The organism is Paraburkholderia fungorum, assembly GCF_003610895.1.
Classification (GTDB): Bacteria; Pseudomonadota; Gammaproteobacteria; order Burkholderiales; family Burkholderiaceae; genus Paraburkholderia; species Paraburkholderia fungorum_B.
In genome coordinates, this window is record NZ_MCAS01000035.1 from 1 (window position 1) to 25,087 (window position 25,087).

Sequence of the window (25,087 nt, forward strand, 5' to 3'; positions counted from 1 at the left end):
GAGATCAGTGTTGTGCCAGAAACAACACAACCCCCGAATCTCCCTCTGGTGAGCATCACCAGAAACTACTTCTTCCAGATTGGTTGTGCTGTCCCCCAAAGACAGCACGACAACAAGTCATGCCTGATGACCATAGCGAGTCGGTCCCACCCCTTCCCATCCCGAACAGGACCGTGAAACGACTCCACGCCGATGATAGTGCGGATTCCCGTGTGAAAGTAGGTAATCGTCAGGCTCCCTAGCAGCACCAGAAACCCCACCCCGAAAAGGTGGGGTTTCTGCGTTTACGGGCCAGAAACAGCACAGGACTTTGCCATCGTGCGATCGCACGGGACTCTCGACTCTCGTAAATCCCCGTCAGCTCAGCACCAGCCCGGACTTCCTCGATCCGGCGCAGCTACGCCCGCTGCAGACGCGGCAGGGCAGAACGTCTTCGTAACAAGTCAGCTCATGCCCACATCCGCGGCATGCGGGCACGACTCTCCACTACCATCTTTTCCTAGGCCGTAACCTCTCAGCTCCAGCTACGCGCCCCCGGTGACCGACGCATTAGCAGCGCGCCGCGTATTGAGGCGCGCGGAAATGCAGCGGGGGGCCATAACCTATCGACCACCCCTCAAGCGCCTTACTTCCCCTGTGCCAAGAATCGTTGCGCCAGCCGAACCCAGAACGTCGAACCAACTGGCAATAGCTCGTCGTTGAAGTCATAGCTCGCGTTATGCAACATGCAAGGCCCAGCGCCGTGTCCGGAGTCCCGGTGACCACCGTCGCCATTACCGAGAAACGCGTAACAGCCAGGTTTTGCCAGCAGCATGAACGAAAAATCCTCGGCGCCCATGGTCGGCTCGACCGCATCATCGACGTTTTCGTCGCCAACAATTTCCTTCATGACCATCGCAGCGAAACGGGTCTCTTCGCTACTGTTAATGGTCGGCGGATAGTTGCGGTGAAAGTGGATATCGACTGAGCAATCGTAAGCCTCGGCCGTGCTCTCAGCGATCTTGCGCATGCGCGTTTCAATCAGATCGAGCGTTTCGGTGGTAAAAGTCCGCACAGTGCCTGCGATCCACGCATCGTCGGGGACCACATTGAGAGCGTCACCGGCATGGATCTGAGTGATCGAAAGTACCGCGGTATCGAGCGGCTTCTTGTTTCGCGTGATGATGCCCTGCAGTCCGTTCGCAATCTGCACCGCCGTGAAAACCGGGTCACGCCCGTTGTGAGGCAGCGCGGCATGCGAACCCACACCCTTGATTTCAATACGGAACTCGTTGCTGGACGCCATGATCGGACCTTCGGTCACGCCGAAGTGGCCTGCCGGCATGCCTGGCCAGTTGTGGATTCCGAAAACGGCGTCGACCGGAAATCTGGTGAACAGACCGTCATCGATCATCGCCTGTGCGCCAGCACCCCCTTCTTCCGCAGGCTGAAAGATAAATACGATCGTGCCATCAAAATCGCCGTGCTTGACCAGATGACGCGCCGCGCCGAGCAGCATCGCGGTATGCCCGTCATGGCCGCACGCGTGCATTTTGCCGTCGTTCTGCGAGCGATGGCCGAAGGTATTGAGCTCCTGGATCGGCAGCGCATCCATGTCAGCGCGCAGTCCAATCGAGCGTGTGCCGTTGCCGCGTTTCAGGATGCCGACTACGCCTGTTTTACCCAATCCGCGATGAGTTTCAATGCCCCAGGATTCAAGTGTCCTGGCAACCAGATCCGCGGTTGCTGTTTCTTCGTAACGAAGCTCGGGGTGTGCATGGATCGCTCGTCGGAGGGTCTGGATTTCGCCGTGGGCGGCCTGGATTTCTGGGATCAGTTTCATGGGAGTGCGCTTGTGCTTTGCTTTGCGTGGAATCGCTCGGGGCTATACCGCCCGGGCACGTTGATACCTGATTCTACGCCGAAGGCATTTTTGGCGGCACTAGGCGGGTCAACGGGCAATGGACGTAATAAAATCCGGGGTCGTCTTACCGCTTACTGCTCTCCTGGACGGACCGCCGATGAATGCTCCTACTGAATTCGCCCGCGCGGTGTGCCCGCACGATTGCCCTGACACCTGTGCGATGCGGGTGATCGTCGACGACGGACGAGCGGTCAAAGTCGTCGGGGACCCCGACCATCCTCCCACTCAAGGCGCGCTGTGTACGAAAGTCAGTCGCTATGCCGAGCGAGTGCACCATCCGCATCGGTTGACGACGCCGATGAAGCGCGTCGGTCGCAAAGGCGAAGGCCGTTTCGAGCCGATCAGTTGGGATGAAGCGTTCGAGCTGGCCGCGGCACGCCTGTCGGAGATCGCGAGCCGAACGCCTGAAGCCATTGTGCCGTACAGCTATGCCGGCACGATGGGCCTGGTTCAGGGGGACAGCATTGCGCAACGGTTCTTTCACAAACTCGGCGCATCGCAACTGGACCGCACGATTTGCGCGGCAGCCGGTGCGGCGGGGTTGAAATACACCTACGGTGCCAGCCTCGGTATGCTTACCGAGTTTTTCGCCGAGAGCGAGGTCATCCTGATCTGGGGTTCAAACCCCATCGCCTCGAACCTGCATTTCTGGACGCGCGCTCAGGAAGCCAAGCGTCGCGGAGCACGGCTGATCGCGATCGACCCGTACCGGTCGCTGACGGCGGAAAAATGCCATCAGCACATCGCCCTGAAGCCAGGAACCGACGGTGCTTTAGCACTTGGCATGATCAACGTATTAATCACGGAAAACCTGCTCGATCAGGCCTACATCGCGGCTCATACGCTCGGTTTTGACGAGCTCAAATCGCGCGCCCTCGGCTATCCGCCCTCGCGCGCCGCGCAGATTTGCGATGTGGACGAACAAGTGATCGTCGACCTTGCGCGCCTTTATGGCAGCACGAGGAAAGCCGCGATCCGGATGAACTATGGTCTGCAGCGAGTGCGTGGCGGCGGTAACGCCGTGCGCGCAATCGCCTGTTTGCCTTCGCTGACAGGCGCGTGGCGCGAGCGGGCGGGTGGCGTCCTGTTGTCATCGGGTGGCTGGGCGCCGGTGGATTCACATGCGTTGCAGCGCCCCGATCTGATGCCGGGCTGGCCCGCCAAGGCGCCGCGTGTCGTTAATATGAACGCAATCGGCGACGCATTGCTGCACCCAGGCGACGCGACCTTCGGCCCGAAAGTCGAAGCGATCGTCGTCTATAACTCGAATCCGGTGGCGGTCGCGCCGGACTCGGAACGCGTCGCCGCCGGTTTTGCTCGCGAAGACCTGTTCACGATCGTGCTCGAGCATTTTCAGACCGACACCGCGGACTATGCCGATCTGCTTCTCCCTGCCACGACACAGCTCGAGCACCTCGATGTGCACAAGTCGTACGGGCATACGCACGTGATGGTTAACCTGCCCGCGATCGCGCCGGTCGGCGACGCCCGCCCGAACACGGAGATCTTTCGCGGCCTCGCGCGCCACATGGGCCTGCAGGAGCCGGCGCTTTACGAGAGCGACGACGCCATCGGGCAGTTGGCGTTCCGCTGGAAAGACCAAACGCTCGAAGGCGTCACTTGGGAGTCGCTGAAGAAAAGCGGCTGGGCAGCGCTGAATCTGCCTGACGCGCCTTTCGCCGAGGGTGGTTTTCGCACGCCGTCGGGCAAATGCGAATTCTTCAGCGAGCGCCTCGCGCAGCAGGGGCTCGATCCGCTGCCGGACTATCTGCCGCCTTACGAATCCGCCGACGGTGCGCCTGCGCTTGCTGCCCGTTATCCGCTTGCAATGATCTCACCGCCTGCCCGAAATTTCCTGAACAGCACCTTCGTGAACATCGAAAGCCTGCGTTCGACGGAAGGTGAGCCGCATCTGGACATCCACCCGGCCGACGCGCAGCAGCGCGGCATCACGGACGGTGATCAGGTGCGCATATTCAACGATCGCGGCGCGATGCAGGCGCGCGCTCGTGTCACCGAGAAGACACGTGAAGGGCTCGTGGTCGGCTTGTCGATCTGGTGGAAGAAGCTCGCGCCCGACGGCCGCAACGCCAACCAGGTCACCAGCCAGGCACTCACAGACCTGGGTGGATCGGCCACGTTCTACGACTGTCTCGTCGAAGTCGAACGTGTCTGAAAACACACCCAAAAATCAAACAGCTGTGGCCTGCAATGGGTTGGAGGCTGCAGTCTAACCCAGCCGCTTTTCGCGAATAGCACAGGGATGCCCATGCTACGATGCGTTTTTAGCACGACCATTCGAAAATAAAGGAGGAGACGCTGCATGGACAAAATCTGGCTGAAATCTTATCCACCCGGCGTTCCCGCAGAGATTGACCCGACTCGCTATTCGTCCGTCGCCGAACTGCTCGAAGAAGCTTTCCGCGAGCACCGTGCCAAACCGGCGTTCGTGTGCATGGGCAAGCAGATCACCTACGGCGAACTCGACGCGCTCTCCCGCAAACTGGCCGCGTGGTTTCAGTCGAAGGGTCTTGCCCGCGGTGCACGCATCGCGATCATGATGCCAAACGTGCTGCAATACCCTGTCGCGATCGCCGCGATCTTGCGCGCGGGCTACGTGGTGGTGAATGTGAATCCGCTCTACACCCCGCGGGAGCTCGAACATCAGCTCAAGGACAGCGGCGCGGAAGCGATCATTCTGCTCGAAAACTTTGCCGTGACGCTGCAGGCGATCGTGCGTAATACGTCGGTCAAGCACATTGTCGTAGCCGCTATGGGCGATCTGATGGGCGTGAAGGGCACACTCGTGAACTTCGTTGTGCGCCGGGTGAAGAAGATGGTGCCGGCGTGGAGTCTCCCAGGCCACGTCAAATTCAACACCGCGATCGCCGAGGGCGGCCGCAAGGATTTCAAGACGGTTCAACAAGGCCCGGACGACGTCGCATTTCTACAGTACACGGGGGGCACGACCGGTGTTGCCAAGGGCGCGACGCTCCTGCATCGAAACCTGATCGCCAATGTGCTGCAGTCGGAAATCTGGCTCGATCCGGTTCGCGCCAATCGCACGGACATCGATCAGTTCATCACCGTGGTTGCGTTGCCGCTTTATCACGTCTTCGCGTTGACGGTTTGCGGACTGCTAACGATCCGTACCGGCGGCCTCGGCGTGCTGATCCCGAATCCGCGCGACATCCCGGGCATGATCAAGGCGCTGGAAGGCTATCCGATTACCACGATTCCGGCCGTCAACACGTTGTACAACGCCATGCTCAACAGCCCGGACTTCCATAAGCTCGATTTTTCGAAGCTGATCGCAGCCAATGGCGGCGGCATGGCGGTGCAGGAAGCCGTGGCGAAGCGCTGGTTCGAGCTGACGCATACGCCGATCATCGAGGGCTACGGTCTGTCGGAGACTTCGCCGTGCGTTACCTGCAATCCGGTGACCGTTACGGAATATAGCGGCACGATCGGTTTGCCGCTGCCGTCGACCGAAATCTCGATTCGCGACGACGAAGGCAATGAGGTGCCACTCGGCCAGCCGGGCGAAATCTGCATTCGTGGCCCGCAGGTGATGGCGGGCTACTGGAACCGTCCGGACGAAACCGCAAAGGTTATGACGCCAGATGGCTTCTTTAAGTCAGGTGATGTCGGCCTGATGAACGAAAATGGCTTCGTCAAGATCGTCGACCGGAAGAAGGACATGATTCTGGTCTCGGGTTTCAATGTCTATCCGAATGAAATCGAAGACGTTGTCGCCAAGATGCCGGGCGTATTTGAAGTCGCGGCGGTTGGCGTGCCGGATCAGCATTCAGGCGAAGCGGTGAAGCTGTTCATCGTGAAGAAGGACCAGGCCCTTACTGATGCGGACATCTTCGCTTACTGCAAAACGCAGTTGACTGGTTACAAGCGGCCGAAGGTCGTTGAATTCCGGACTGAACTGCCCAAGAGCAATGTCGGCAAGATTCTGCGGCGCGAGTTGCGCGATGGCCGGGCCTAAGGGCGGTAAGTGCACTAATCGTGTGGCGCACATCGGCCTGAATAGAGCCGGTACGAATTAACCCGGCGAAAGGAAGAAAGAGAAAGGCCCGACAGATGAAAACCTGCCGGGCCTTTCTCTTTGAGCCAGCGTGTTCCGTGCAAAAACCAGCCAGAACAATGCGCGGCGCGGTCATAAAAAAAGGCGCCCGAAGGCGCCTTTGAGGCAGACTGCTTTTTTACGACTTATTAGAACTTGTGGCGGATGCCGACGCGAGCCGCGAGTTGGTTCTGGTTCGACGAACCCGACAGGCCGTTGATGCCAGCCGTTGCGTCGGTCGTGCCCGTGCCCGATGCGTTCAGCACTTGGCCCAGAGCGTGTTGGTACACACCAATCACGTAGACGTCGGTACGCTTGGACAGGAAGTAGTCCACGCCCAGCGAACCTTGGTGGTACTGAGCCGTCGACGCACCCTGGATGCTCGCGCCGCGCGTGTAGTCATACGCTGCGCCAACCAGCAACGCCGGGGTCAACTGATACTTGAAGTTGAGTTCCGCGTTGTTGAACGTAGCCGATTGACCACGGACAGCTGCTTGCGAGAACGTCGTGCCCAGGTTTGCGAAACGGATGTTCGAGTACGTCAGGCCAACCGTTGCTGCGCCGAACGTGTATGCGCCACCAGCACCGATCACCTGGTACGTGTTAGCCGACGTGTAAGCGCCATAGACCGGCGATGCGACTGCCGTGCCAGCCGTCGAAGCCGTGCCGCCGTTGTTGAACAGGCCGCCCGATGCTGCCGGGGTGCGCGCGTTCAAGTAGCCGACGCCCAAGACCAACGGACCGTTGTTGTAGCCAGCGCCCAACGACCAGATCTGGTTCGACGTGACGTTGCCTGCGATGCCGCCGAAGCTGTACGTGCCGCCGAACGTCAGGCCGTTGTAGTTGATGCTCGTGTACTTGACCGTGTTGTTGGTGCGGTACGCGTTGTTGAAGTTGTCGATGTCGCCCGGGTGAGCAGCGATGTAGCCGCCCCACTGGTCGCCCGCTTCCAGCGGACCAACGTAGTCAACCACGGAGTCGTATTGACGACCCAGCGTGACCGTACCGAACTGGCTCGACAGGCCGACGTAAGCTTGACGACCGAACATGAGGCCGCCTTGACCCAGCTTGCCGGTGTTCACGTCAAAACCGTTTTCCAACACGAAGATTGCCTTCAGACCGCCGCCCAGATCTTCCGTGCCGCGCAGGCCGAAACGCGAGCCTTGCATAACGCCGCTGGACAGGTTGTACAGGTGCTTGCCGGCCGAGTTGGTGTTGATGTTGAAGCCTTCGTCAATGATACCGTACAGGGTCACGCTGCTCTGAGCATGTGCGACGCCTGCGAATGCGCCCAGTGCTGCGAGAGCGAGAAGCGACTTTTTCATCGAATGATCTCCAAGGATTACGAATCTTTTGTACAAGGCGAATATTTGTCTAGCGTTGAGGCCTTGCTTGTCCAACTTCGCGAGAAGTTGCACGTAATGTAACAAAAGGCATACATGGCACAAAGAAAAAGGAGATGGCCAGGACGGCTCCTGTTTCGTTTACGCAACATGGTCTAAAATCATAAATTGGCCGTCTGAATCGTCTGGATTCAGGGTCTTCGTGAAGCCGGTTTTGCCCCGCAAAGCCTTGTCGCGCGGACCCGTCAGCACGGCGGGGCGGTTGTCGAATCAGGGAGTGCTGAATGTTTCTGGACGAGTTGATTAGCGAGTTTGATCGGGGTTTACGCTCAATGACTGGCGTGTCGCGGATGAGTCGTCCGTTGCCAGTTCCGCAAGAATCGACGGCGGAGCCGGTCGAGCTTTCGCCGGCGGAGCGCGCGCACTCGGCCGGCTTGATGCGCGTGAACCACGTCGGTGAGGTGTGCGCCCAGGCGCTTTATCAGGCACAGAAACTCGCCACCCGCTCACCGTCCTTGCGAGCCGTGTTTAATCACGCTGCCATAGAGGAGGAGGACCATCTGGCGTGGACCGCTAAACGCCTCGAGGCGCTCGATTCGCGTCCAAGTCTGCTGAACCCGCTCTGGTATACCGGCGCATTGGCAATCGGCCTCGCAGCAGGTCGCCTGGGCGATCGGGTGAGTCTCGGCTTCATGGCTGAAACCGAACGCCAGGTCGAACAGCATCTTGATAGCCATCTGGATCAATTACCCGCGGCCGACCGCGAGTCGCGCGCGATCGTCGAACAGATGCGTGTGGACGAGGCCGAGCATGGCAAGTCCGCTATGGATGCCGGCGGCATCGAGCTACCGTTTCCTGCGCGTGCACTGATGCGTGCGGTGTCGAAAGTCATGACACGCACCGCCTACTACATCTAGATTCGAGACCTCTGCTCACGCATTGCCTGAGAGTGGGACGGCGCCTTGTGCGCCGTCCGTCCGAATTACCCGGAACGCCAGCAAACACCTCCAGATCCCGCTTCACGATCTCTTACATTCCGCGCCTTTCCCTCGCACTTTTCACGTATCACCTTCACAAGATTCACTAGCTCATTCATTTATAACGGTTTTCCGTTTTATGTCTGACATGAAAGAGTCGCGCTAAGTCCTTGTTCTAACAAACAAAATTCGCTCGAAAAGCGCGTATCTCCCTTGACCCCTGTTTAGCGTTCCTCTAAAGTGGGAGACAGTGTGAGAAAGTGTATTTTTGTGTGATCTCACTGGCAGTTTGGGGTAGATTTTCACGAATCGGGCAGCCGGCGGAGAAACACCGTTAGCAACCAGGTTGCAAGGGGCAGGAGTAAAGCGCTAAAGCGCTAACTCTGGTCGACCGCAGTGGACTGCATGGGGCCCGAGTAAGCGCTAAAGCGCCAACTCGGGCCGACAGGGGAGAGCGAAGTGTTCCAAGGGGCGTCGGCGCTGACGCTCGATGCGAAAGGGCGGATGTCGATTCCCTCTCGCTATCGGGATGCGCTGCAAACACAGGCAGAGGGCCGGGTGACGATCACCAAGCACCCGGACGGCTGCCTGTTGCTCTTTCCGCGCCCGGAATGGGAAATCTTCCGCGACAAAGTCGACAAGCTGCCCATGAACGCGGCCTGGTGGAAGCGCATTTTTCTCGGTAATGCCATGGACGTCGATATGGACGGCGCGGGCCGCGTGCTGGTATCGCCCGAATTGCGCGCGGCCGGCTCGCTGGAAAAAGAACTGACCTTGCTCGGCATGGGTCGGCACTTTGAATTGTGGGACGCACAAATTTACGCAGCAAAGGAACAGGCAGCGATCGCCGAGGGCATGCCCGAAGCGTTAAAGAATTTCACGTTCTGATCGCGGACTACATATATGGCACCTGCGATGGGAAACGAATTGCAGCATCGCACGGTGCTGCTGGAAGAGGCGGTCGAAGCGTTGATCACGCGCGCGGACGGCGTTTATGTGGACGGTACGTTCGGGCGCGGCGGACATAGCCGCCTGGTGCTGGAGAAGCTGGGTGAGTCGGGGCGCCTGATTGCGTTCGACAAAGACCCGCTCGCCATCGCCACGGCGCAGCAGATTGCCGATCCGCGCTTTGGCATCGTGCACGAGAGTTTTGCTTCGCTGAACGAGGCGATTGCGGAGCGCGGAGTAGGGCGGGTGTCGGGTGTTTTGCTGGATCTGGGCGTCTCGTCGCCGCAAGTCGACGATCCGGAGCGGGGTTTCAGTTTCCGCGCCGATGGCCCGCTCGACATGCGGATGGACCCGACGCGCGGCGAGTCTGCGGCTGACTGGCTGGCGCGGGCCACGGTGCAGGAACTGACGGAGGTGATACGAGATTATGGGGAAGAACGGTTTGCTTTTCAGATTGCAAAGGCGCTTGTTGCTCGCCGGGCAGAGTCCGACCGTCTTGGGCCTCTCGTCAGCACGGGCGAGCTTGCCCAAATCGTGGCTAACGTCGTCAAGACCCGTGAGAAGGGCAAGGATCCGGCAACCCGCACCTTTCAAGCTATACGGATTCACATCAATCAAGAGCTTGCGGAGTTGCAAGTCGTTTTAGAAGCAGCGTTGTCGCTGTTGGAGCAAGGGGGGCGGCTGGTGGTCATCAGCTTTCATTCGCTCGAGGACCGGATCGTCAAGCGATTCATGCAGGCGCACGCCAGTACGCCTGCGGTGGACCGCCGCCTGCCGATCCGTGCAGTCGATCTGCCGAGTCCCCCGCTCAAAATCGTCGGCCGCGTGTTCGCAAGCGACGCTGAAGTCGCCGCGAACCCGCGCGCCCGTTCTGCCGTGATGCGTGTGGCGGAGCGGATCGCACCATGAGCCGCCTCAATATCTTCCTGCTGATGATCGTGATGGGCTGCGCTTTGTCTGTCGTCAACGCAACCAATCAGCAGCGTCAGATCTTTATCCAGCTGCAGCGCGCGCAATCGCAGGAGCGCCAACTGCAGCAGGATTACTCACAGCTTCAATATCAGCAGAGCGCGTTGTCGAAGACGTCGCGCATCGAGCAGATCGCCACTGATTCCCTGAAGATGCAATCGGTTACGACCGGACGCACCCAGTACCTGACGCTCGACCCGGGCGCGGCCAAGGCTGAGGATGCACCGATTCCGACGTCCGGTCCGGCTTCGGCGCCGGCTGCGGCCCGCCGCGGAGGCGTGCGATGAAAAAATCGTCGACTCGCAAAAGCGTCGCCTTTTCGGCGAACCCGATTCTGTCGGTGCGCCTGCCCATGTGGCGCTCGAAACTCGTCGTGTTCATGCTGTTCATGGCGTTTGTCGCGCTGACCGCGCGCGCCTTCTGGATCCAGGGGCCGGGCAACGCGTTCTATCAGAAGCAGGGTGAGATCCGCTATCAGCGCCGGCTCGAACTGCCGGCCACGCGCGGCAAGATTCTCGACCGAAACGGCCTCGTGCTCGCCACGAGTCTGCCGGTGCGCGCGATCTGGGCGATTCCCGATTCGGTGCCGGATGACCTCGGCGCCGACAAGCTGAACCAGCTCGGCAAGCTGCTCGGCATGACGAACAAGGAGTTGCGCGCCAAGCTGTCGGAGGACAAGAACTTCGTCTACGTGAGGCGCCAGGTGCCGGTCGACGTCGCCGAGAAAGTCACCGCGCTGGACATCCCCGGCATTTACGCACGCGACGAGTACAAGCGCTTCTACCCGGAAGGCGAGATCACGGCTCACCTGATCGGCTTCACCAATGTGGAAGACGAAGGCCAGGAGGGCGTCGAACTCGGCGACCAGAAGCTGCTCGCCGGCATGGCGGGCAGCCGCCGTGTGATCAAAGACCGCATGGGCCACATCATCGAGGATGTGGACGAACAGGTCGTGCCGCATAACGGGCAGGACGTCGATCTTTCGATCGACAGCAAGATTCAGTACATCGCTTATACGAACCTGAAAGCGGCCGTCGAGAAATTCAAGGCGAAGGCCGGCGCGGCGATGGTGATCGACGTGCGGACCGGCGAAGTGCTCGCGTTGGTGAATTATCCGACCTACAACCCGAACGACCGTTCGCACCTCACGGGCGACCAGTTACGCAACCGCATTCTCACGGACACGTTCGAGCCGGGCTCGATCATGAAGCCGTTCACGGTGTCGCTCGCACTCGACCTGCACCGCGTGACGCCGACTACACTGGTTGATACAGGCGGCGGTCGTTTTGTGCTCGACGGTGCGCCGATTACCGACGACAGCGCGTTCGGCGTGCTGACGGTGGGCGGCGTGATCCAGAAGTCGAGCAACATCGGCGCGACGAAGATCGCCATGCAGCTTAAGCCCGAAGAGATGTGGAATATGTATACCAGCATCGGTCTCGGCCAGGCGCCGAAGGTCGGCTTCCCGGGCGCGGCGGCGGGCCGTCTGCGTCCGTGGAAGAGCTGGCGCCGCATCGAGCAGGCGACCATGTCGTACGGCTACGGTCTGTCGGTGTCGCTGTTCCAGTTGGGCCGTGCGTACACCGCGATCGCGCACGACGGCGAGATTATGCCGGTGTCGATTTTCCGCACGCCTGGCGATCAACCGGCCACGGGACCGCAAATTTTCGCACCCACCACGGCTCGAGAAGTGCGCGCGATGCTCGAAACCGTGACGGCGCCGGGCGGCACGTCGCCGGATGCGGCCGTGCCGGGCTATCGCGTCGGCGGCAAGAGCGGCACCGCGTACAAGCACGGCGCTCACGGTTACGACCATTCCAAGTATCGCGCCTCGTTCGTCGGCATGGCGCCGATGCCGAATCCGCGCATCGTCGTCGCCGTGTCGGTCGACGAACCGACGGCGGGTAGCCACTTCGGCGGTCAGGTGTCCGGTCCGGTGTTCTCGGCGATCGTCGGCGATACGCTGCGTTCGCTGAACGTGCCGCCGGATATGCCGGTCAAGCAGATGGTCGTGTCGGACGATTCGGCGCCTGTCGCGCCGAGCGCACCGGCGTCGCCCGCCGTGGTCAAGAAACTCGCCACCAGCGGCGGCGCGAAGAAGATGACGATCGCCGCCAATGCGAAAACCCATCCCGGAGTTGTGCGATGAGCGCGCTGCGCAAGAAGCATCCAGCGCACCGGCAGATCGCCGAGGCACTCACCTGGCTGCGCGCGCGCGTGCAGCCAGGCGCGCATCTGCACGCCGACACGCGCACGGTCGCGGCTGGCGACGCGTTTTTCGCCTATGCGGTCGACGGTGCGGACAATCGCCCGTTCATCGACGGTGCGATCGAGCGTGGCGCAGCCGCCGTGCTGGTCCAGCCGGAAGGCTTTAGCGGCGCGATCGATCCGTCCACCACGCTGGCCGTGCCGGCGTTGAATGAACTTGCCGGTTCGATTGCGAGCGCCTGGTACAACGATCCGAGCGACGGCATGCTGGCGGTCGGTATCACTGGCACCAACGGCAAGACGTCGTGCAGCCAATGGATTTCGGCGGCGCTCACCGCGCTCGGCAAGCGTTGCGCGATCATCGGCACGCTCGGCACGGGCCTGCCGGGGCAACTCGTGCACACCGGCTTTACGACGCCTGACGCGCCGCAACTGCAACGCAGTCTCGCGCAGCTGCGCGACGCAGGTGCTGAAGCGGTGGCGATGGAAGTCTCGTCGCACGCGTTGCATCAAGGCCGCGTGAACGGCACGGCCTTCGACATCGCCGTGTTCACGAATCTCACGCAAGACCACCTCGACTATCACGGCACGTTCGAAGCCTACGAAGCCGCCAAGGCGCGGCTATTCGCATGGCCGGAATTGCGCGCCGCGGTGATCAACCGTGACGATGCCGCCGGCCGCCGTCTGCTCGTGAGCACGAAGGGCCATGCCCGCACGATCGCCTACGGTCTCGACGAAACGCTCAAAGACGCGCCGCAAGCCGACGCGTTGCTGCTCGCATCGAATGTGCGCGCTACCGCGACCGGCACTGCGTTTCATCTGGTCACATCAGACTGGGGCAATGCTGAAGTCGAAGTGCAAACGCTCGGCGCATTCAACGTCAGCAATCTGCTCGGCGTACTCGGCGCGTTGCTTGCCGCCGAGGTGCCTTTCGAAGCCGCGCTTGCCGAACTGGCGAAGCTCGAGCCGGTCAATGGCCGCATGCAACGTCTCGGCGGCCGCTTGCAGAACGACGAGCCGCTCGTCGTGATCGATTACGCGCACACGCCGGATGCGCTGGAAAAGACCCTGGAAGCGCTGCGTCCAATGGCAGCCGCGCGCGGTGGCGAACTGATCTGCATGTTCGGCTGCGGCGGCGACCGTGACGCGACCAAACGTCCTCTGATGGGCGCGATCGCCGAGAAACTGGCAGACGGTGTCGTTGTGACCAGCGACAACCCGCGCAGCGAAGATCCGCAATCGATCATCGAGCAGATCGCCGCGGGCATGAAAGAGGCGGCGAAGGCGCGTCGCATCGAGGACCGCGCAAGCGCGATCCTGCAAGCGATCCGCGGCGCCGCGCGCGAAGACGTCATTGTGCTGGCCGGCAAGGGGCACGAAGCAACACAGGAAATCATGGGTAAGAAACGCGCTTTCTCCGATCAGGATCACGCTCGCCTTGCGCTTGCCGCACGGGCGACGCATGTACGCGGAGGTGGCGAATGACCGGGGGGCGTACTGCGATGTTCTCGCTGCGTGAAGCCGCCGCGCTGATTCCCGGTGCAATCGTGCTGGGCGACGATAACGTAAGCTTCGAACGCGTCTCGACCGACAGCCGCAGTGCCGGCCCGGGCGACCTGTTCGTGGCGATCAAGGGTGAGCGTTTCGACGCGCACGATTTCCTCCCGGAAGTCGCATCGCGCAACGTGACGGCGGCGCTGCTGACGCGCACACCTGACAACTGGCATGTGCCCGCATTGCGGGTAGCCGATACGCGTGTCGCGCTCGGCGCACTTGCACGCGGCTGGCGGCGCAATTTCAGCATGCCGCTCGTCGCTGTGACGGGCAGCAATGGCAAGACAACGGTCAAGGAAATGATCGCGTCGATCTTCGCCGCGGCGGTCGGCGCCGACGCACGCCTCGCGACCGCCGGCAACTTCAACAACGATATCGGCTTGCCGCTGACGCTGTTTCGTCTGCACGCCGCGCATCAACTGGCGGTCGTCGAACTCGGCATGAACCATCCGGGCGAGACCTCGCTGCTCGCAAAAATTGCGGAGCCGACGGTCGCGGTGGTGAACAACGCGCAGCGCGAGCATCAGGAATTCATGGCGACGGTCGAAGCCGTGGCGCTCGAACATGCCAGCGTGATTCACGCGCTGACGCCGGAAGGCGTCGCAGTATTCCCCGCCGCCGACGCTTACGCGAGCATCTGGCGCGTCGCCGCAACCGGCAACCGCATCGTCGATTTCGCCTTGAATAACGCCGGGCGCGCGACTGAAGCCGCGGTAACGGGCACGTTCGAAGGCAACGTGTTGAGCATCGACACGCCGGAAGGCCACATCGAGGTCACGCTGCAAGTGCTCGGCGACCACAACGCGCACAACGCGTTGGCCGCGACGTCGGCCGCGCTTGCCGCAGGCGTGCCGCTCGAGGCGATCAGGCGCGGCCTCGAATCGTTCGGCGCCGTGAAAGGCCGTTTGCAGGTGAAGCGCGCGGCGCTCGGCACACTCGCCGGTGCAACCGTGATCGACGACACCTACAACGCGAATCCCGATTCGATGCGCGCGGCCATCGACGTGCTCGCGTCGCGCGAATCGCCGCGCGTGCTGGTGATGGGCGACATGGGTGAAGTTGGCGACAACGGCCCGGCGTTTCACCGCGAAATCGGTGCCTACGCAAAGGAACGCGGTATCGACGCGCTATACGCCATGGGCGACGCCTCGCGCGACGCCTGCAGCGCGTATGGCGCGGGCGCGCATCACGCGACCGACATCGGCACGCTGGTCGCGCAATTGCAGCAAGCCGGTTTCGGCTCCGCTGCAACGCTTCTCGTGAAAGGCTCGCGCTTCATGCAAATGGAGCGCGTGGTGGACGCCGTAACGAGTCCACAACCCAACGCAGCGGGCAATGCGCCCGCCGCACATTGAACTAGAAGGACCGAAGCATGCTACTGGCGCTGGCGCAATGGCTGCAGAATGACGCAAGCTTCTTGCGCGTGTTCAGTTATCTGACATTCCGTGCGGTGATGGCCACCATCACCGCGCTGCTGATCGGGCTCGTCTGCGGCCCGGCGGTGATCCGCAAGCTGACCGCGATGAAGGTCGGTCAGGCCGTTCGTAAAGACGGTCCGCAAAGCCACCTCGTCAAATCCGGTACGCCGACCATGGGTGGCGTACTGATTCTGCTTGGCATTGCGGTGTCGACGTTATTGTGGGCCGATCTGACCAACCGCTTCATCTGGATCGTGATGCTGGTCACGTTCGGTTTCGGCGTGATCGGCTGGGTCGACGATTACCGCAAGGTGGTCTACAAAGACCCGCGCGGGATGTCGTCGCGTGAAAAGTATTTCTGGCAGTCGGTGATCGGGCTGTTCGCGGCGGTGTATCTCGCCTTCAGCGTGTCCGAAGCGAGCAACGTGCGCGTGTTCGACCTGTTCATGGCGTGGGTGCGCAGCGGCTTGTCGATGGGCTTGCCGGCGCGCGCCGACCTGATGCTGCCGTTCGTCAAATCGATCAGCTATCCGCTCGGCGTATGGGGCTTCATCGTCCTGACGTATCTGGTGATCGTCGGCGCGAGTAACGCGGTGAATCTCACGGACGGTCTCGACGGTCTTGTCATCATGCCGGTCGTGCTGGTCGGCGCATCGCTCGGCGTGTTCGCCTATGTGATGGGTAGCTCGGTCTATTCGAAGTATCTGCTGTTCCCGCATATTGCCGGTGCGGGAGAATTGCTGATCTTCTGTTCGGCAATGGGCGGGGCAGGGCTCGCGTTCCTCTGGTTCAACACGCACCCGGCGCAGATGTTCATGGGCGACGTCGGCGCACTGGCGCTTGGCGGCGCGCTCGGCACGGTCGCGGTGATCGTGCGTCAGGAAATCGTGCTTTTCATCATGGGCGGCATTTTTGTCGCAGAAACGCTTTCCGTGATGTTGCAGGTGACATGGTTCAAGTTCACCAAGCGCCGCTTTGGCGAAGGGCGGCGTCTCTTCAAGATGGCGCCGCTGCATCACCACTTTGAATTGTCGGGCTGGAAGGAAACGCAGGTGGTCGTGCGCTTCTGGATCATCACGTTGATGCTGTGTCTGTTCGGTTTGTCCACGCTCAAGTTGCGTTAAGTCGTATTTAGGGGAAGCAGGCGATGTTTGGCGAGAAGTTTCGGGATCGGCAAAAGCCGATGGTGCTCGTGCTGGGACTCGGTGAATCCGGTCTCGCGATGGCGCGCTGGTGCGCGCGGCACGGCTGTCGGCTGCGTGTGGCCGATACGCGCGAAGTACCGCCGAACCTGTCCGCGATGCAAGCGCATGGCGTCGATGCGGAGTTCGTCGGCGGCCCGTTCTCGCTTTCGTTGCTCGAAGGCGTCGAAATCGTGGCGATCAGCCCGGGTTTGTCGCCGCTTGCCGCCGATCTGCTGCCGCTGATCTCGGCGGCGCGTGAGCAGGACATCCCCGTATGGGGCGAACTCGAATTCTTCGCGCAGGCATTGAAGACACTTGGCGAAAGCGGTTATGCGCCCAAGGTGATCGCGATTACCGGCACCAACGGCAAGACCACGACGACGAGCCTCACTGGCTTGCTGTGCGAACGCGCCGGCAAGAAGGTCGCGGTGGCGGGCAACATTAGTCCCGCCGCGCTGGACAAACTCAGCGAAGCGATCGACAACACGGCGTTGCCCGACGTGTGGGTGCTGGAACTGTCGAGCTTCCAGCTGGAAACCGCGCACACGTTTTCCCCAGACGCAGCGGTCGTGCTGAACATCACACAGGATCACCTGGATTGGCATGGTGGCCTTGATGCGTACGCCGCAGCGAAGGGCCGCATCTTTGGTACACACACCGTGCGCGTGCTGAACCGCGACGACTCGCGGGTGATGGCGCTGACGCCTTCGGCCGATAGCGATGCCGCGATGATCACCTTCGGCGTCACCGAACCGAAGAACGACGGCGACTATGGCCTGTTGCGCGACAACGGCATGATCTGGCTGGTCGAAGCGCATGATCGCGACGTGAGCGACGAACCTGCGCCGACGCGCCGTCGCAAGAACGAAGTGGCGGCGCCGAAGAACATCGCGCTCAAACGCCTGATGCCGGCGGACGCGCTGCGCATTCGCGGCCTGCACAACGCCGCCAACGCATTGGCCGCGTATGCCTTGGCCCGTGCGATCGGTCTGCCTGGCGCGCCGCTTCTGCACGGTTTGCGTGAATACCATGGCGAGCCGCATCGCGTGGAATTGATCGCGTCGATCGAAGGTGTCGATTACGTCGACGACAGCAAGGGCACCAATGTCGGTGCGACGGTTGCCGCACTCGACGGTCTCGCGCAACGCGCGGTGCTGATCGCCGGCGGTGACGGCAAGGGGCAGGACTTCGAACCCCTCGCCGCACCGGTGATGCGCTGGTGCCGCGCTGTGATGCTGATCGGCCGGGACGCACCGCAGATTCGCGCCGCGCTGGAAGATACCGGCATTGCAATGACCGACCACGCTACGCTCGAAGAAGCGACACGGGCCGCCACTGCGTTGGCGCAGCCAGGGGATGCGGTGCTGCTGTCGCCCGCCTGCGCAAGCTTCGACATGTTCAAGGGCTACGCACATCGCGCGGCCGTGTTCCGCGACACGGTGGAAGACATCGCGGCTGAACGGGGGACGATGATATGAGCTGGTCGGAACGCTTCGGTTCGCGCCTCGCCGGCTCACGTGCCGGTAGTGACGATACGGGTAGCGCGCCTCGCACCTCGGGTCGCAGCGGTCTTGCGAGCGCCGTGAACGGCGTGCGTCCGCTGCGCTCGCGCATGCTCGACTACGATCACTCGTTGCTGTGGGTGGTGGTCGCCTTGCTTGGGCTGGGTGTCGTGATGGTGTATTCGGCTTCGATCGCGATGCCCGATTCGCCGAAGTACGCGTCGTACCGCGACTATGCATTCCTCGTGCGTCAGATCATTTTTGTGGTGATGGGCTCGGTGATCGGTGTCGTGTCGTTCCGCATCCCGATTTCGACGTGGGATAAATACGCGCCGAAGCTCTTCCTGATTTCGCTGGCGGCGCTCGTGATCGTGCTGATCCCGCACGTCGGCAAGGGTGTGAACGGCGCGCGCCGCTGGATTCCGCTCGGCATCACGAACATGCAACCGTCGGAAATCATGAAGCTGGCCGTGACGATTTACGCGGCGAACTACACGGTGCGCAAGCAGGAGTACATGCACAGCTTCGCCAAGGGCTTTCTGCCGATGGCGGTGGCGGTGGGTCTCGTCGGTGCGTTGCTGCTTCTCGAGCCGGACATGGGTGCGTTCATGGTGATCGCCGCGATCGCGATGGGCGTGCTGTTCCTCGGCGGCGTGAACGGCAAACTGTTCGGCGGCCTGGTGGCTACCGCGGTCGGCACGTTCAGCTTGCTGGTGTGGGCGTCGCCGTGGCGGCGTGAGCGGATCTTCGCTTACCTCGATCCGTGGGACGACCGTTACGCGCAGGGCAAGGCTTACCAATTGACGCACTCGCTGATCGCGTTCGGGCGCGGCGAATGGTTTGGCGTGGGGCTCGGCGGAAGTGTCGAGAAACTCAACTATTTGCCGGAAGCGCATACCGACTTCATCCTGGCGGTGATCGGTGAGGAACTCGGTTTTGTCGGCGTGCTTGTCGTGATCTTGATGTTCTACTGGATCGTGCGCCGCTCGTTCGAGATCGGCCGTCAGGCGCTGGCCCTCGACCGCACCTTTGCGGGGCTGGTCGCGAAGGGTATCGGCATCTGGTTCGGCGCCCAGACCTTCATCAACATGGGTGTGAACCTCGGGCTGCTGCCGACCAAGGGTTTGACGTTGCCGCTCGTGAGCTATGGCGGCTCGGGCATTTTGCTGAACTGCGTGGCGGTGGCGGTGTTGATGCGCGTGGATTATGAAAATCGTGTGCTGATGCGTGGGGGGAAGGTATGACCCCCATGCAGCAGCACACGATTTCGGCGAAGGCTAACTTCGTGCGCAAAGCGCGCGAAGTTAAGCGCAGCGGCCGGAGCCAAAACGAATTCCCGTTCATGCTCATGCGTGGGGGCAAAGTATGACCGCTCTCCCGCAACGCACGCTGATGGTGATGGCCGGTGGCACCGGGGGACATGTGTTCCCGGGGCTCGCGGTCGCGCACCTGATGCAGGCGTGGGGCTGGAAGGTCGTCTGGCTCGGCAATCCCGCCGGCATGGAAGCTACCCTGGTGCCGAAACACGGCATCCCGATGGAGTACGTGCGCTTTGGCGGACTGCGTGGCAAGGGTCTGAAGACCAAGCTGATGTTGCCGCTCAATCTGCTGCGCGCCTGCTCGCAAAGTCTGAGCGTGTTGCGGCGCGTGAAGCCCGACGTCGTGCTTGGCATGGGCGGCTACATCACATTCCCGGCGGGTTTGATGACCGCGATGAGTGGCCGTCCGCTGGTGCTGCATGAACAGAATTCGATTGCGGGTCTCGCCAACAAGGTGCTCGCAAAAGTCGCCAAACGCGTGCTGGTTGCGTTTCCGAATGCGCTGCCGCACGGCGAATGGACCGGAAACCCGATTCGTGCGGAACTTGCGCGCGCAATTGCACCCAAAGCACGCTACGCAGCGCGCAGCGGTCCGCTGAATGTGCTGGTGGTGGGCGGCAGTCTGGGCGCGGCGGCGTTGAATGAAGTGGTGCCGCGCGCGGTTGCGCTGCTGGCGCCGAATGAGCGTCCGCGCATCGTGCATCAGGCGGGCGCCAAGCATATTGAAGCGCTGCGTGAGAACTACGCGGCGGCGGGCCTGCAAGCAGGCGCCGATGTAGAGCTCGTGCCTTTCATCGACGACATGACGAGCGCGTACGCGAACGCGGATCTGGTGATCTGCCGTTCGGGCGCGATGACCGTGTCGGAGATTGCAGCAGTTGGGGTGGCGGCGTTCTTCGTGCCGTTCCCGTTTGCAGTAGACGATCACCAAACCACTAATGCAGCGTTCCTCGCCGATAACGGCGCGGCGCTGGTCGTGCAGCAACGCGATCTGTCGGCGCAGCAACTCGCCGACTGGTTGCGCAGCCAGACGCGAGAGACCCTCGCGGAGATGGCGGAGCGTTCGCGCTCGCTCGCGAAACCCGACGCCACGGAACAGGTCGCAAAGATTTGCGCGACTGTGGCGGGTTCGATTTCGGGCGCGAGCCCAGAAGGAAAGCAATGAAACACATCGTCAAACATATTCACTTTGTCGGCATCGGCGGTGTCGGCATGAGCGGTATCGCGGAGGTGCTGGTCAATCTCGGCTATCAGGTGAGCGGCTCGGATCTGACGAGCAACGCAATCACCGATCGCCTGGCCGCACTCGGCGCACGGATCGCGATCGGTCACGCGGCGGAGAACATCGAAGGCGCGAATGCGGTGGTGGTTTCCACCGCGGTGCGCAGCGACAACCCGGAAGTGCTGGCCGCGCGTCATCGCCGCATCCCGATCGTGCCGCGCGCCGTGATGCTCGCGGAACTGATGCGCCTGAAGCAGGGCATCGCGATTGCCGGCACGCACGGCAAGACCACGACCACCTCGCTGGTGGCAAGCGTGCTCGCGGCGGGCGGCCTCGATCCGACGTTCGTCATCGGCGGGCGCCTGATCAGCGCGGGCGCGAATGCGCGTCTGGGAACGGGCGACTTCATCGTCGCCGAGGCGGACGAGTCGGATGCGTCGTTCCTGAATCTGTTCCCGGTGATCGAAGTCATCACGAACATCGATGCCGATCACATGGACACCTACGGGCACGATTTCGCCCGGCTCAAGCAGGCGTTCATCGAATTCACGCATCGTTTGCCGTTCTATGGAATCGCGGTGTTGTGCGTCGACGATCCGAACGTGAAGGAAATCCTGCCGTTCGTGTCCAAGCCGATCATCCGCTACGGCTTCGCGCCGGATGCTCAGGTTCGCGCGGTCAACGTCGAAGCACGTGGCGGCAAGATGCATTTCACGGCAATGCGCGAAGACGCGGCGCCGATCGACATCGTTTTGAACCTGCCAGGCGAGCACAACGTGCAGAACGCGCTGGCCGCCATCGCGATTGCGACTGAACTTGAAGTGAAAGATGCCGATATCCAGCGAGCGCTGGCGGATTTCAACGGCGTGGGCCGACGCTTCCAGCGCTACGGCGAAGTGCCGGTCGTGTCGGAAGGAAAAGCCGCCGGCGCGTACACGCTGGTCGACGATTACGGTCATCACCCCGTCGAAATGGCGGCAACGGTGGCGGCCGCACGTGGCGCGTTTCCGGGGCGGCGTCTGGTGCTGGCCTTCCAGCCGCACCGTTTCACGCGCACGCGCGATTGTTTCGAAGATTTTGTGAAGGTGTTGTCGACCGTCGACGCGCTCGTGCTGACCGAAGTCTATTCGGCCGGTGAAGCGCCGATCGTCGCCGCGGACGGCCGCGCTCTGGCGCGTGCGCTGCGCGTGGCGGGCAAGGTCGAACCGGTGTTTGTCGAGTCGGTGGACGAAGTGCCGGACGCGCTCTCAGCAGTGGTGCGCGACGGCGATGTGGTGATCACGATGGGCGCGGGTTCGATCGGCGGTGTGCCGGGTCGCCTCGCACAAGAGACGAAGGTGTGAGATGAGCAGCATCGATCCAAAACAATTCGGCAAAGTGGCAGTGCTGCTCGGTGGGAATTCCGCCGAGCGCGAGGTGTCGCTCAATTCCGGCCGCCTCGTGCTGCAAGGTCTGCGCGACGCCGGTGTCGACGCGCATCCGTTCGACCCGGCCGAGCGTCCGCTCGCTGCGTTGAAGGAAGAAGGCTTTGTACGCGTGTTCAACGCGCTGCATGGCGGCTACGGCGAGAACGGCCAGATCCAGGGCGCGCTGGATTTTTACGGCATTCGCTACACGGGTAGCGGCGTGCTCGGCTCGGCGCTGGGTCTGGACAAGTTCCGCACGAAACTCGTGTGGCAGCAACTCGGCATTCCGACGCCGCCGTTCGAGGCAGTGCTGCGCGGCGACGACTACGAAGCACGCGCGAAAGACATCGTCGCGAAGCTCGGCTTGCCGCTCTTCGTGAAGCCGGCCAGCGAAGGTTCGAGCGTTGCGGTGATCAAGGTGAAAAGCGCCGACGCATTGCCGGCGGCGCTGCTCGAAGCGGTCAGGTACGACAGGATCGTCGTGGTGGAACAGAGCATCGAAGGTGGCGGCGAATACACCGCATGCATTGCCGGCGATCTGGATCTGCCGGTGATTCGCATCGTGCCGGCCGGCGAGTTTTACGACTACCACGCGAAGTACATCGCCAACGACACGCAGTACCTGATTCCGTGCGGTCTGGCGGCTGACGAAGAAGCACGCCTGAAAGTGCTGGCGCGCCGCGCGTTCGACGTGCTCGGCTGTGCCGATTGGGGCCGCGCCGATTTCATGCTCGACGCTGAAGGCAACCCGTATTTCCTGGAAGTGAACACGGCGCCTGGTATGACCGATCACTCGCTGCCGCCGAAAGCGGCGCGCGCGGTGGGTATCAGCTACCAGGAACTGGTGGTCGGCGTATTGGCGCTGACGCTCAAGGACTAACAAAGGACTGACCGGGGCGACCCGAAAGCAACACCATGTGGAACAACGTTCGCCAGCTCAATCTCGCCGCCAACGCATTGCATGCGGTGCTGGTGCTCGTGCTGCTGGCGGCTGGCGGTTACTGGCTGATCCAGCGTCCGAATTTCGCGCTGCGCGAGATCCAGATCGACGGCGACACCGAGCACATCAATTCGCCGACGGTGCGTGCCGGGGTAGTAGGGCGCTTGAAAGGCAACTTTTTTACGGTGGATCTCGACGTCGCGCGGCAGGCGTTCGAGCAGATGCCATGGGTGCGTCACGCGAGTGTGCGGCGAGTCTGGCCGAATGCGCTGGCTGTCACGCTTGAAGAGTACAAACCGCTTGGTACGTGGGGCAGCGATCAGCTGGTGAGTGTGGACGGCGAGTTGTTCACCGCGAACCAGGGCGAGCTCGAAGAAGAGTTGCCCGCGTTCGACGGCCCGGACGGTACGGCAAAAGAGGTCGTTGCGCGTTATAGCGACTTCAAGAAGTGGTTTGCGCCCCTAGGCGCGACGCCCGAAGAAGTCACGCTGTCGCCGCGTTATGCGTGGACGGTGAAGCTGTCGAACGGAATGCAAGTGGAGCTTGGGCGCGAACGTAATCAGGACACGCTGCTTGATCGAAGCCGCCGCCTGACCGCGGCGTGGAACGCGGTGACGCAACGTTGGGGAAAGGACATCGAGTATGCAGACTTGCGCTATCCGAACGGTTTCGCGATTCGTGCCGCTGGCATGCGCTTTATCAGCGAACCCGACAAGGGCAAGAAGTAAACGGACATCACACGCAATGAGCACGCTATGAGTAAAGACTATAAAGATCTGCTGGTCGCCCTCGACATTGGGACGTCGAAGGTAGTGGCTATCGTCGCCGAATTGAAGGGCGAGGGCCACTACGAGGTGATCGGCCTCGGCCAGAGCGAATCGAAGGGGCTCAAGAAGGGCGTGGTGGTGAACATCGAAGCCACCGTGCAGTCCATTCAGCGCGCGCTCGAGGAAGCCGAGCTGATGGCCGACTGCAAGATCACGAACGTATTTACCGGGATCGCCGGCAGCCATATCCGCAGCTTCAATTCGAGCGGCATGGTGGCGATCAAGGAGAAGGAAGTCACGCAGACGGACGTCGCGCGCGTGATCGAGACGGCCAAGGCGATCAACATCCCGACCGATCAGCAGGTGCTGCACATCCTGACGCAGGAATTCATCATCGACGGCCAGGAAGATGTGCGCGAGCCGATCGGCATGAGCGGCATCCGGCTGGAAGTGAAGGTGCATATCGTCACCGGAGCGGTGAGCGCGGCGCAGAACATCGTCAAGTGCGTGCGCCGTTGCGGGCTCGAAGTGAACGATCTGATCCTGCAGCCGCTCGCTTCGTCGCTGGCGGTGCTGACGGAAGACGAAAAGGAACTCGGCGTAGTGCTGGTCGATATCGGCGGCGGCACGACGGATATTGCGATTTTCAGCGAAGGCGCGATTCGCCACACGGCGGTGATTCCGATCGCCGGTGACCAGATCACGAGCGACATCGCGATGGCCTTGCGCACGCCGACGCCGGACGCGGAAGACATCAAGGTCGACTACGGCATTGCGAAGCAGGCTCTCGCCGATCCGGACGAAATGATCGAAGTGCCGGGTCTCGGCGAGCGCGGACCGCGCACGCTGTCGCGCCAGGCTCTCGCGGCGGTGGTCGAGCCGCGTGTCGAAGAACTGTTTTCGCTCGTGCAGCAAGTGGTGCGCGAGTCGGGTTACGAAGAACTGCTGAGCTCCGGCGTGGTGCTGACCGGCGGCGCGTCGATGATGCTCGGCATGGTCGAACTCGGCGAGGACATTTTCCTGAAGCCGGTGCGCATTGGCGTGCCGGAATACGCAGGCGGTCTTGCCGACGTCGTGCGTAACCCGCGTTATTCGACGGCGATGGGCCTGCTCGTCGAAGGACGCTCGCAACGGATGCGCGGCCGCAAGGTCGCGGTGCAGTCGGGGTCGATGGGCCAGGTCTTCACGCGAATGAAAGACTGGTTCCTCGGCAACTTCTAAAGATTTCGCGTTTCAGAAACAGATTTCGAAATACGCGCTGGTGCCGGCGGCTGGCGCGCGACAGGAGGTTGCCCGATCTCCTGCCGAATAACGGCCGAGTGGCTGCAAATTTTTTATCTTGACGGAGGCAA

19 protein-coding genes and 1 rRNA gene are annotated in these 25,087 nt (G+C 61.9%); 18 read left to right on the top strand and 2 right to left on the bottom strand.

From position 1 onward, the window contains the following. Positions 1–122 precede the first annotated feature (122 nt). Positions 123–235 (top strand): 5S ribosomal RNA (gene rrf, locus BCY88_RS28260). A gap of 390 nt (positions 236–625) precedes the next feature. Here rrf and BCY88_RS28265 read toward each other — a convergent pair. Further along, the gene (locus BCY88_RS28265; RefSeq protein ID WP_120347473.1) at positions 626–1,822 is read right to left on the bottom strand and encodes a M20 aminoacylase family protein; all 1,197 of its coding nucleotides are present in this window, start codon (positions 1,820–1,822) and stop codon (positions 626–628) included. Between the two features lie 178 nt (positions 1,823–2,000). Between BCY88_RS28265 and BCY88_RS28270 the strand changes: the two genes are divergently transcribed. Both BCY88_RS28270 and BCY88_RS28275 read left to right on the top strand, forming a co-directional pair. After that, positions 2,001–4,079 carry a molybdopterin-containing oxidoreductase family protein gene (locus BCY88_RS28270; protein ID WP_120347474.1) on the top strand — a complete coding sequence of 693 codons (2,079 nt, stop codon included), beginning with the start codon at positions 2,001–2,003 and terminating at the stop codon, positions 4,077–4,079. 147 nt (positions 4,080–4,226) lie between these two features. Further along, positions 4,227–5,900 carry a long-chain fatty acid--CoA ligase gene (locus BCY88_RS28275; RefSeq protein ID WP_120347475.1) on the top strand — a complete coding sequence of 558 codons (1,674 nt, stop codon included), beginning with the start codon at positions 4,227–4,229 and terminating at the stop codon, positions 5,898–5,900. Between the two features lie 227 nt (positions 5,901–6,127). Here the strand turns inward: BCY88_RS28275 and BCY88_RS28280 are convergent, their stop codons facing one another. Next, entirely contained in the window at positions 6,128–7,303 is a 1,176-nt protein-coding gene (locus BCY88_RS28280) for a porin (RefSeq protein ID WP_120347476.1), read from the bottom strand. Between the two features lie 302 nt (positions 7,304–7,605). Between BCY88_RS28280 and coq7 the strand changes: the two genes are divergently transcribed. The 15 genes from coq7 to ftsA all read left to right on the top strand — a co-directional run bounded on the left by coq7 (position 7,606) and on the right by ftsA (position 24,956). Continuing rightward, entirely contained in the window at positions 7,606–8,238 is a 633-nt protein-coding gene (gene coq7, locus BCY88_RS28285; RefSeq protein ID WP_120347477.1) for a 2-polyprenyl-3-methyl-6-methoxy-1,4-benzoquinone monooxygenase, read from the top strand. A 519-nt stretch (positions 8,239–8,757) separates the two neighbouring features. Further along, complete coding sequence (gene mraZ / locus BCY88_RS28290; RefSeq protein WP_120347478.1) at positions 8,758–9,186, top strand: division/cell wall cluster transcriptional repressor MraZ; 429 nt, start codon at positions 8,758–8,760, stop codon at positions 9,184–9,186. A gap of 15 nt (positions 9,187–9,201) precedes the next feature. Then, positions 9,202–10,155: a 16S rRNA (cytosine(1402)-N(4))-methyltransferase RsmH gene (gene rsmH, locus BCY88_RS28295; protein WP_120347479.1), complete on the top strand. Its 954-nt coding sequence runs from the start codon at positions 9,202–9,204 to the stop codon at positions 10,153–10,155. After that, positions 10,152–10,502, top strand: coding sequence for a cell division protein FtsL (ftsL, locus tag BCY88_RS28300; RefSeq protein ID WP_120347480.1), 351 nt, complete (start codon positions 10,152–10,154; stop codon positions 10,500–10,502). Before rsmH ends, ftsL begins: the two co-directional genes overlap by 4 nt. Then, the gene (locus BCY88_RS28305) at positions 10,499–12,364 is read left to right on the top strand and encodes a peptidoglycan D,D-transpeptidase FtsI family protein (protein WP_120347481.1); all 1,866 of its coding nucleotides are present in this window, start codon (positions 10,499–10,501) and stop codon (positions 12,362–12,364) included. Before ftsL ends, BCY88_RS28305 begins: the two co-directional genes overlap by 4 nt. Next, positions 12,361–13,908, top strand: coding sequence for a UDP-N-acetylmuramoyl-L-alanyl-D-glutamate--2,6-diaminopimelate ligase (locus BCY88_RS28310; protein WP_120347482.1), 1,548 nt, complete (start codon positions 12,361–12,363; stop codon positions 13,906–13,908). The genes BCY88_RS28305 and BCY88_RS28310 overlap by 4 nt, the downstream gene beginning before the upstream one ends. Then, complete coding sequence (locus BCY88_RS28315; RefSeq protein ID WP_259461539.1) at positions 13,905–15,332, top strand: UDP-N-acetylmuramoyl-tripeptide--D-alanyl-D-alanine ligase; 1,428 nt, start codon at positions 13,905–13,907, stop codon at positions 15,330–15,332. Before BCY88_RS28310 ends, BCY88_RS28315 begins: the two co-directional genes overlap by 4 nt. A gap of 17 nt (positions 15,333–15,349) precedes the next feature. Beyond that, positions 15,350–16,519 carry a phospho-N-acetylmuramoyl-pentapeptide-transferase gene (gene mraY / locus BCY88_RS28320; RefSeq protein WP_120347484.1) on the top strand — a complete coding sequence of 390 codons (1,170 nt, stop codon included), beginning with the start codon at positions 15,350–15,352 and terminating at the stop codon, positions 16,517–16,519. Between the two features lie 23 nt (positions 16,520–16,542). Continuing rightward, entirely contained in the window at positions 16,543–18,057 is a 1,515-nt protein-coding gene (gene murD / locus BCY88_RS28325; protein ID WP_120347485.1) for a UDP-N-acetylmuramoyl-L-alanine--D-glutamate ligase, read from the top strand. After that, positions 18,054–19,325 (top strand): putative lipid II flippase FtsW, encoded by a 1,272-nt coding sequence (gene ftsW / locus BCY88_RS28330; RefSeq protein WP_120347486.1) that lies wholly within the window; start codon positions 18,054–18,056, stop codon positions 19,323–19,325. Before murD ends, ftsW begins: the two co-directional genes overlap by 4 nt. A gap of 121 nt (positions 19,326–19,446) precedes the next feature. Further along, positions 19,447–20,565: an undecaprenyldiphospho-muramoylpentapeptide beta-N-acetylglucosaminyltransferase gene (gene murG / locus BCY88_RS28335; RefSeq protein ID WP_120347487.1), complete on the top strand. Its 1,119-nt coding sequence runs from the start codon at positions 19,447–19,449 to the stop codon at positions 20,563–20,565. After that, a complete protein-coding gene (gene murC / locus BCY88_RS28340) occupies positions 20,562–21,965 on the top strand; it encodes a UDP-N-acetylmuramate--L-alanine ligase (protein ID WP_120347488.1) in 1,404 nt (467 codons plus the stop codon). The genes murG and murC overlap by 4 nt, the downstream gene beginning before the upstream one ends. Before the next feature lies 1 nt (position 21,966). Continuing rightward, complete coding sequence (locus tag BCY88_RS28345) at positions 21,967–22,908, top strand: D-alanine--D-alanine ligase (RefSeq protein WP_120347489.1); 942 nt, start codon at positions 21,967–21,969, stop codon at positions 22,906–22,908. Positions 22,909–22,943: 35 nt separating this feature from the next. Continuing rightward, complete coding sequence (locus BCY88_RS28350; RefSeq protein ID WP_028196489.1) at positions 22,944–23,696, top strand: cell division protein FtsQ/DivIB; 753 nt, start codon at positions 22,944–22,946, stop codon at positions 23,694–23,696. A 27-nt stretch (positions 23,697–23,723) separates the two neighbouring features. Beyond that, positions 23,724–24,956: a cell division protein FtsA gene (gene ftsA / locus BCY88_RS28355; RefSeq protein WP_007180311.1), complete on the top strand. Its 1,233-nt coding sequence runs from the start codon at positions 23,724–23,726 to the stop codon at positions 24,954–24,956. Positions 24,957–25,087: the final 131 nt, after the last annotated feature.

What these genes read in the sequence shown, in the direction of transcription:
- BCY88_RS28265 (WP_120347473.1), bottom strand. Translation starts at nt 1,822, where the DNA reads ATGAAACTGATCCCAGAAATCCAGGCCGCCCACGGCGAAATCCAGACC.
- BCY88_RS28270 (WP_120347474.1), top strand. Translation starts at nt 2,001, where the DNA reads ATGAATGCTCCTACTGAATTCGCCCGCGCGGTGTGCCCGCACGATTGC.
- BCY88_RS28275 (WP_120347475.1), top strand. Translation starts at nt 4,227, where the DNA reads ATGGACAAAATCTGGCTGAAATCTTATCCACCCGGCGTTCCCGCAGAG.
- BCY88_RS28280 (WP_120347476.1), bottom strand. Translation starts at nt 7,303, where the DNA reads ATGAAAAAGTCGCTTCTCGCTCTCGCAGCACTGGGCGCATTCGCAGGC.
- coq7 (WP_120347477.1), top strand. Translation starts at nt 7,606, where the DNA reads ATGTTTCTGGACGAGTTGATTAGCGAGTTTGATCGGGGTTTACGCTCA.
- rsmH (WP_120347479.1), top strand. Translation starts at nt 9,202, where the DNA reads ATGGCACCTGCGATGGGAAACGAATTGCAGCATCGCACGGTGCTGCTG.
- ftsL (WP_120347480.1), top strand. Translation starts at nt 10,152, where the DNA reads ATGAGCCGCCTCAATATCTTCCTGCTGATGATCGTGATGGGCTGCGCT.
- BCY88_RS28305 (WP_120347481.1), top strand. Translation starts at nt 10,499, where the DNA reads ATGAAAAAATCGTCGACTCGCAAAAGCGTCGCCTTTTCGGCGAACCCG.
- BCY88_RS28310 (WP_120347482.1), top strand. Translation starts at nt 12,361, where the DNA reads ATGAGCGCGCTGCGCAAGAAGCATCCAGCGCACCGGCAGATCGCCGAG.
- BCY88_RS28315 (WP_259461539.1), top strand. Translation starts at nt 13,905, where the DNA reads ATGACCGGGGGGCGTACTGCGATGTTCTCGCTGCGTGAAGCCGCCGCG.
- mraY (WP_120347484.1), top strand. Translation starts at nt 15,350, where the DNA reads ATGCTACTGGCGCTGGCGCAATGGCTGCAGAATGACGCAAGCTTCTTG.
- murD (WP_120347485.1), top strand. Translation starts at nt 16,543, where the DNA reads ATGTTTGGCGAGAAGTTTCGGGATCGGCAAAAGCCGATGGTGCTCGTG.
- ftsW (WP_120347486.1), top strand. Translation starts at nt 18,054, where the DNA reads ATGAGCTGGTCGGAACGCTTCGGTTCGCGCCTCGCCGGCTCACGTGCC.
- murG (WP_120347487.1), top strand. Translation starts at nt 19,447, where the DNA reads ATGACCGCTCTCCCGCAACGCACGCTGATGGTGATGGCCGGTGGCACC.
- murC (WP_120347488.1), top strand. Translation starts at nt 20,562, where the DNA reads ATGAAACACATCGTCAAACATATTCACTTTGTCGGCATCGGCGGTGTC.
- BCY88_RS28345 (WP_120347489.1), top strand. Translation starts at nt 21,967, where the DNA reads ATGAGCAGCATCGATCCAAAACAATTCGGCAAAGTGGCAGTGCTGCTC.
- BCY88_RS28350 (WP_028196489.1), top strand. Translation starts at nt 22,944, where the DNA reads ATGTGGAACAACGTTCGCCAGCTCAATCTCGCCGCCAACGCATTGCAT.
- ftsA (WP_007180311.1), top strand. Translation starts at nt 23,724, where the DNA reads ATGAGTAAAGACTATAAAGATCTGCTGGTCGCCCTCGACATTGGGACG.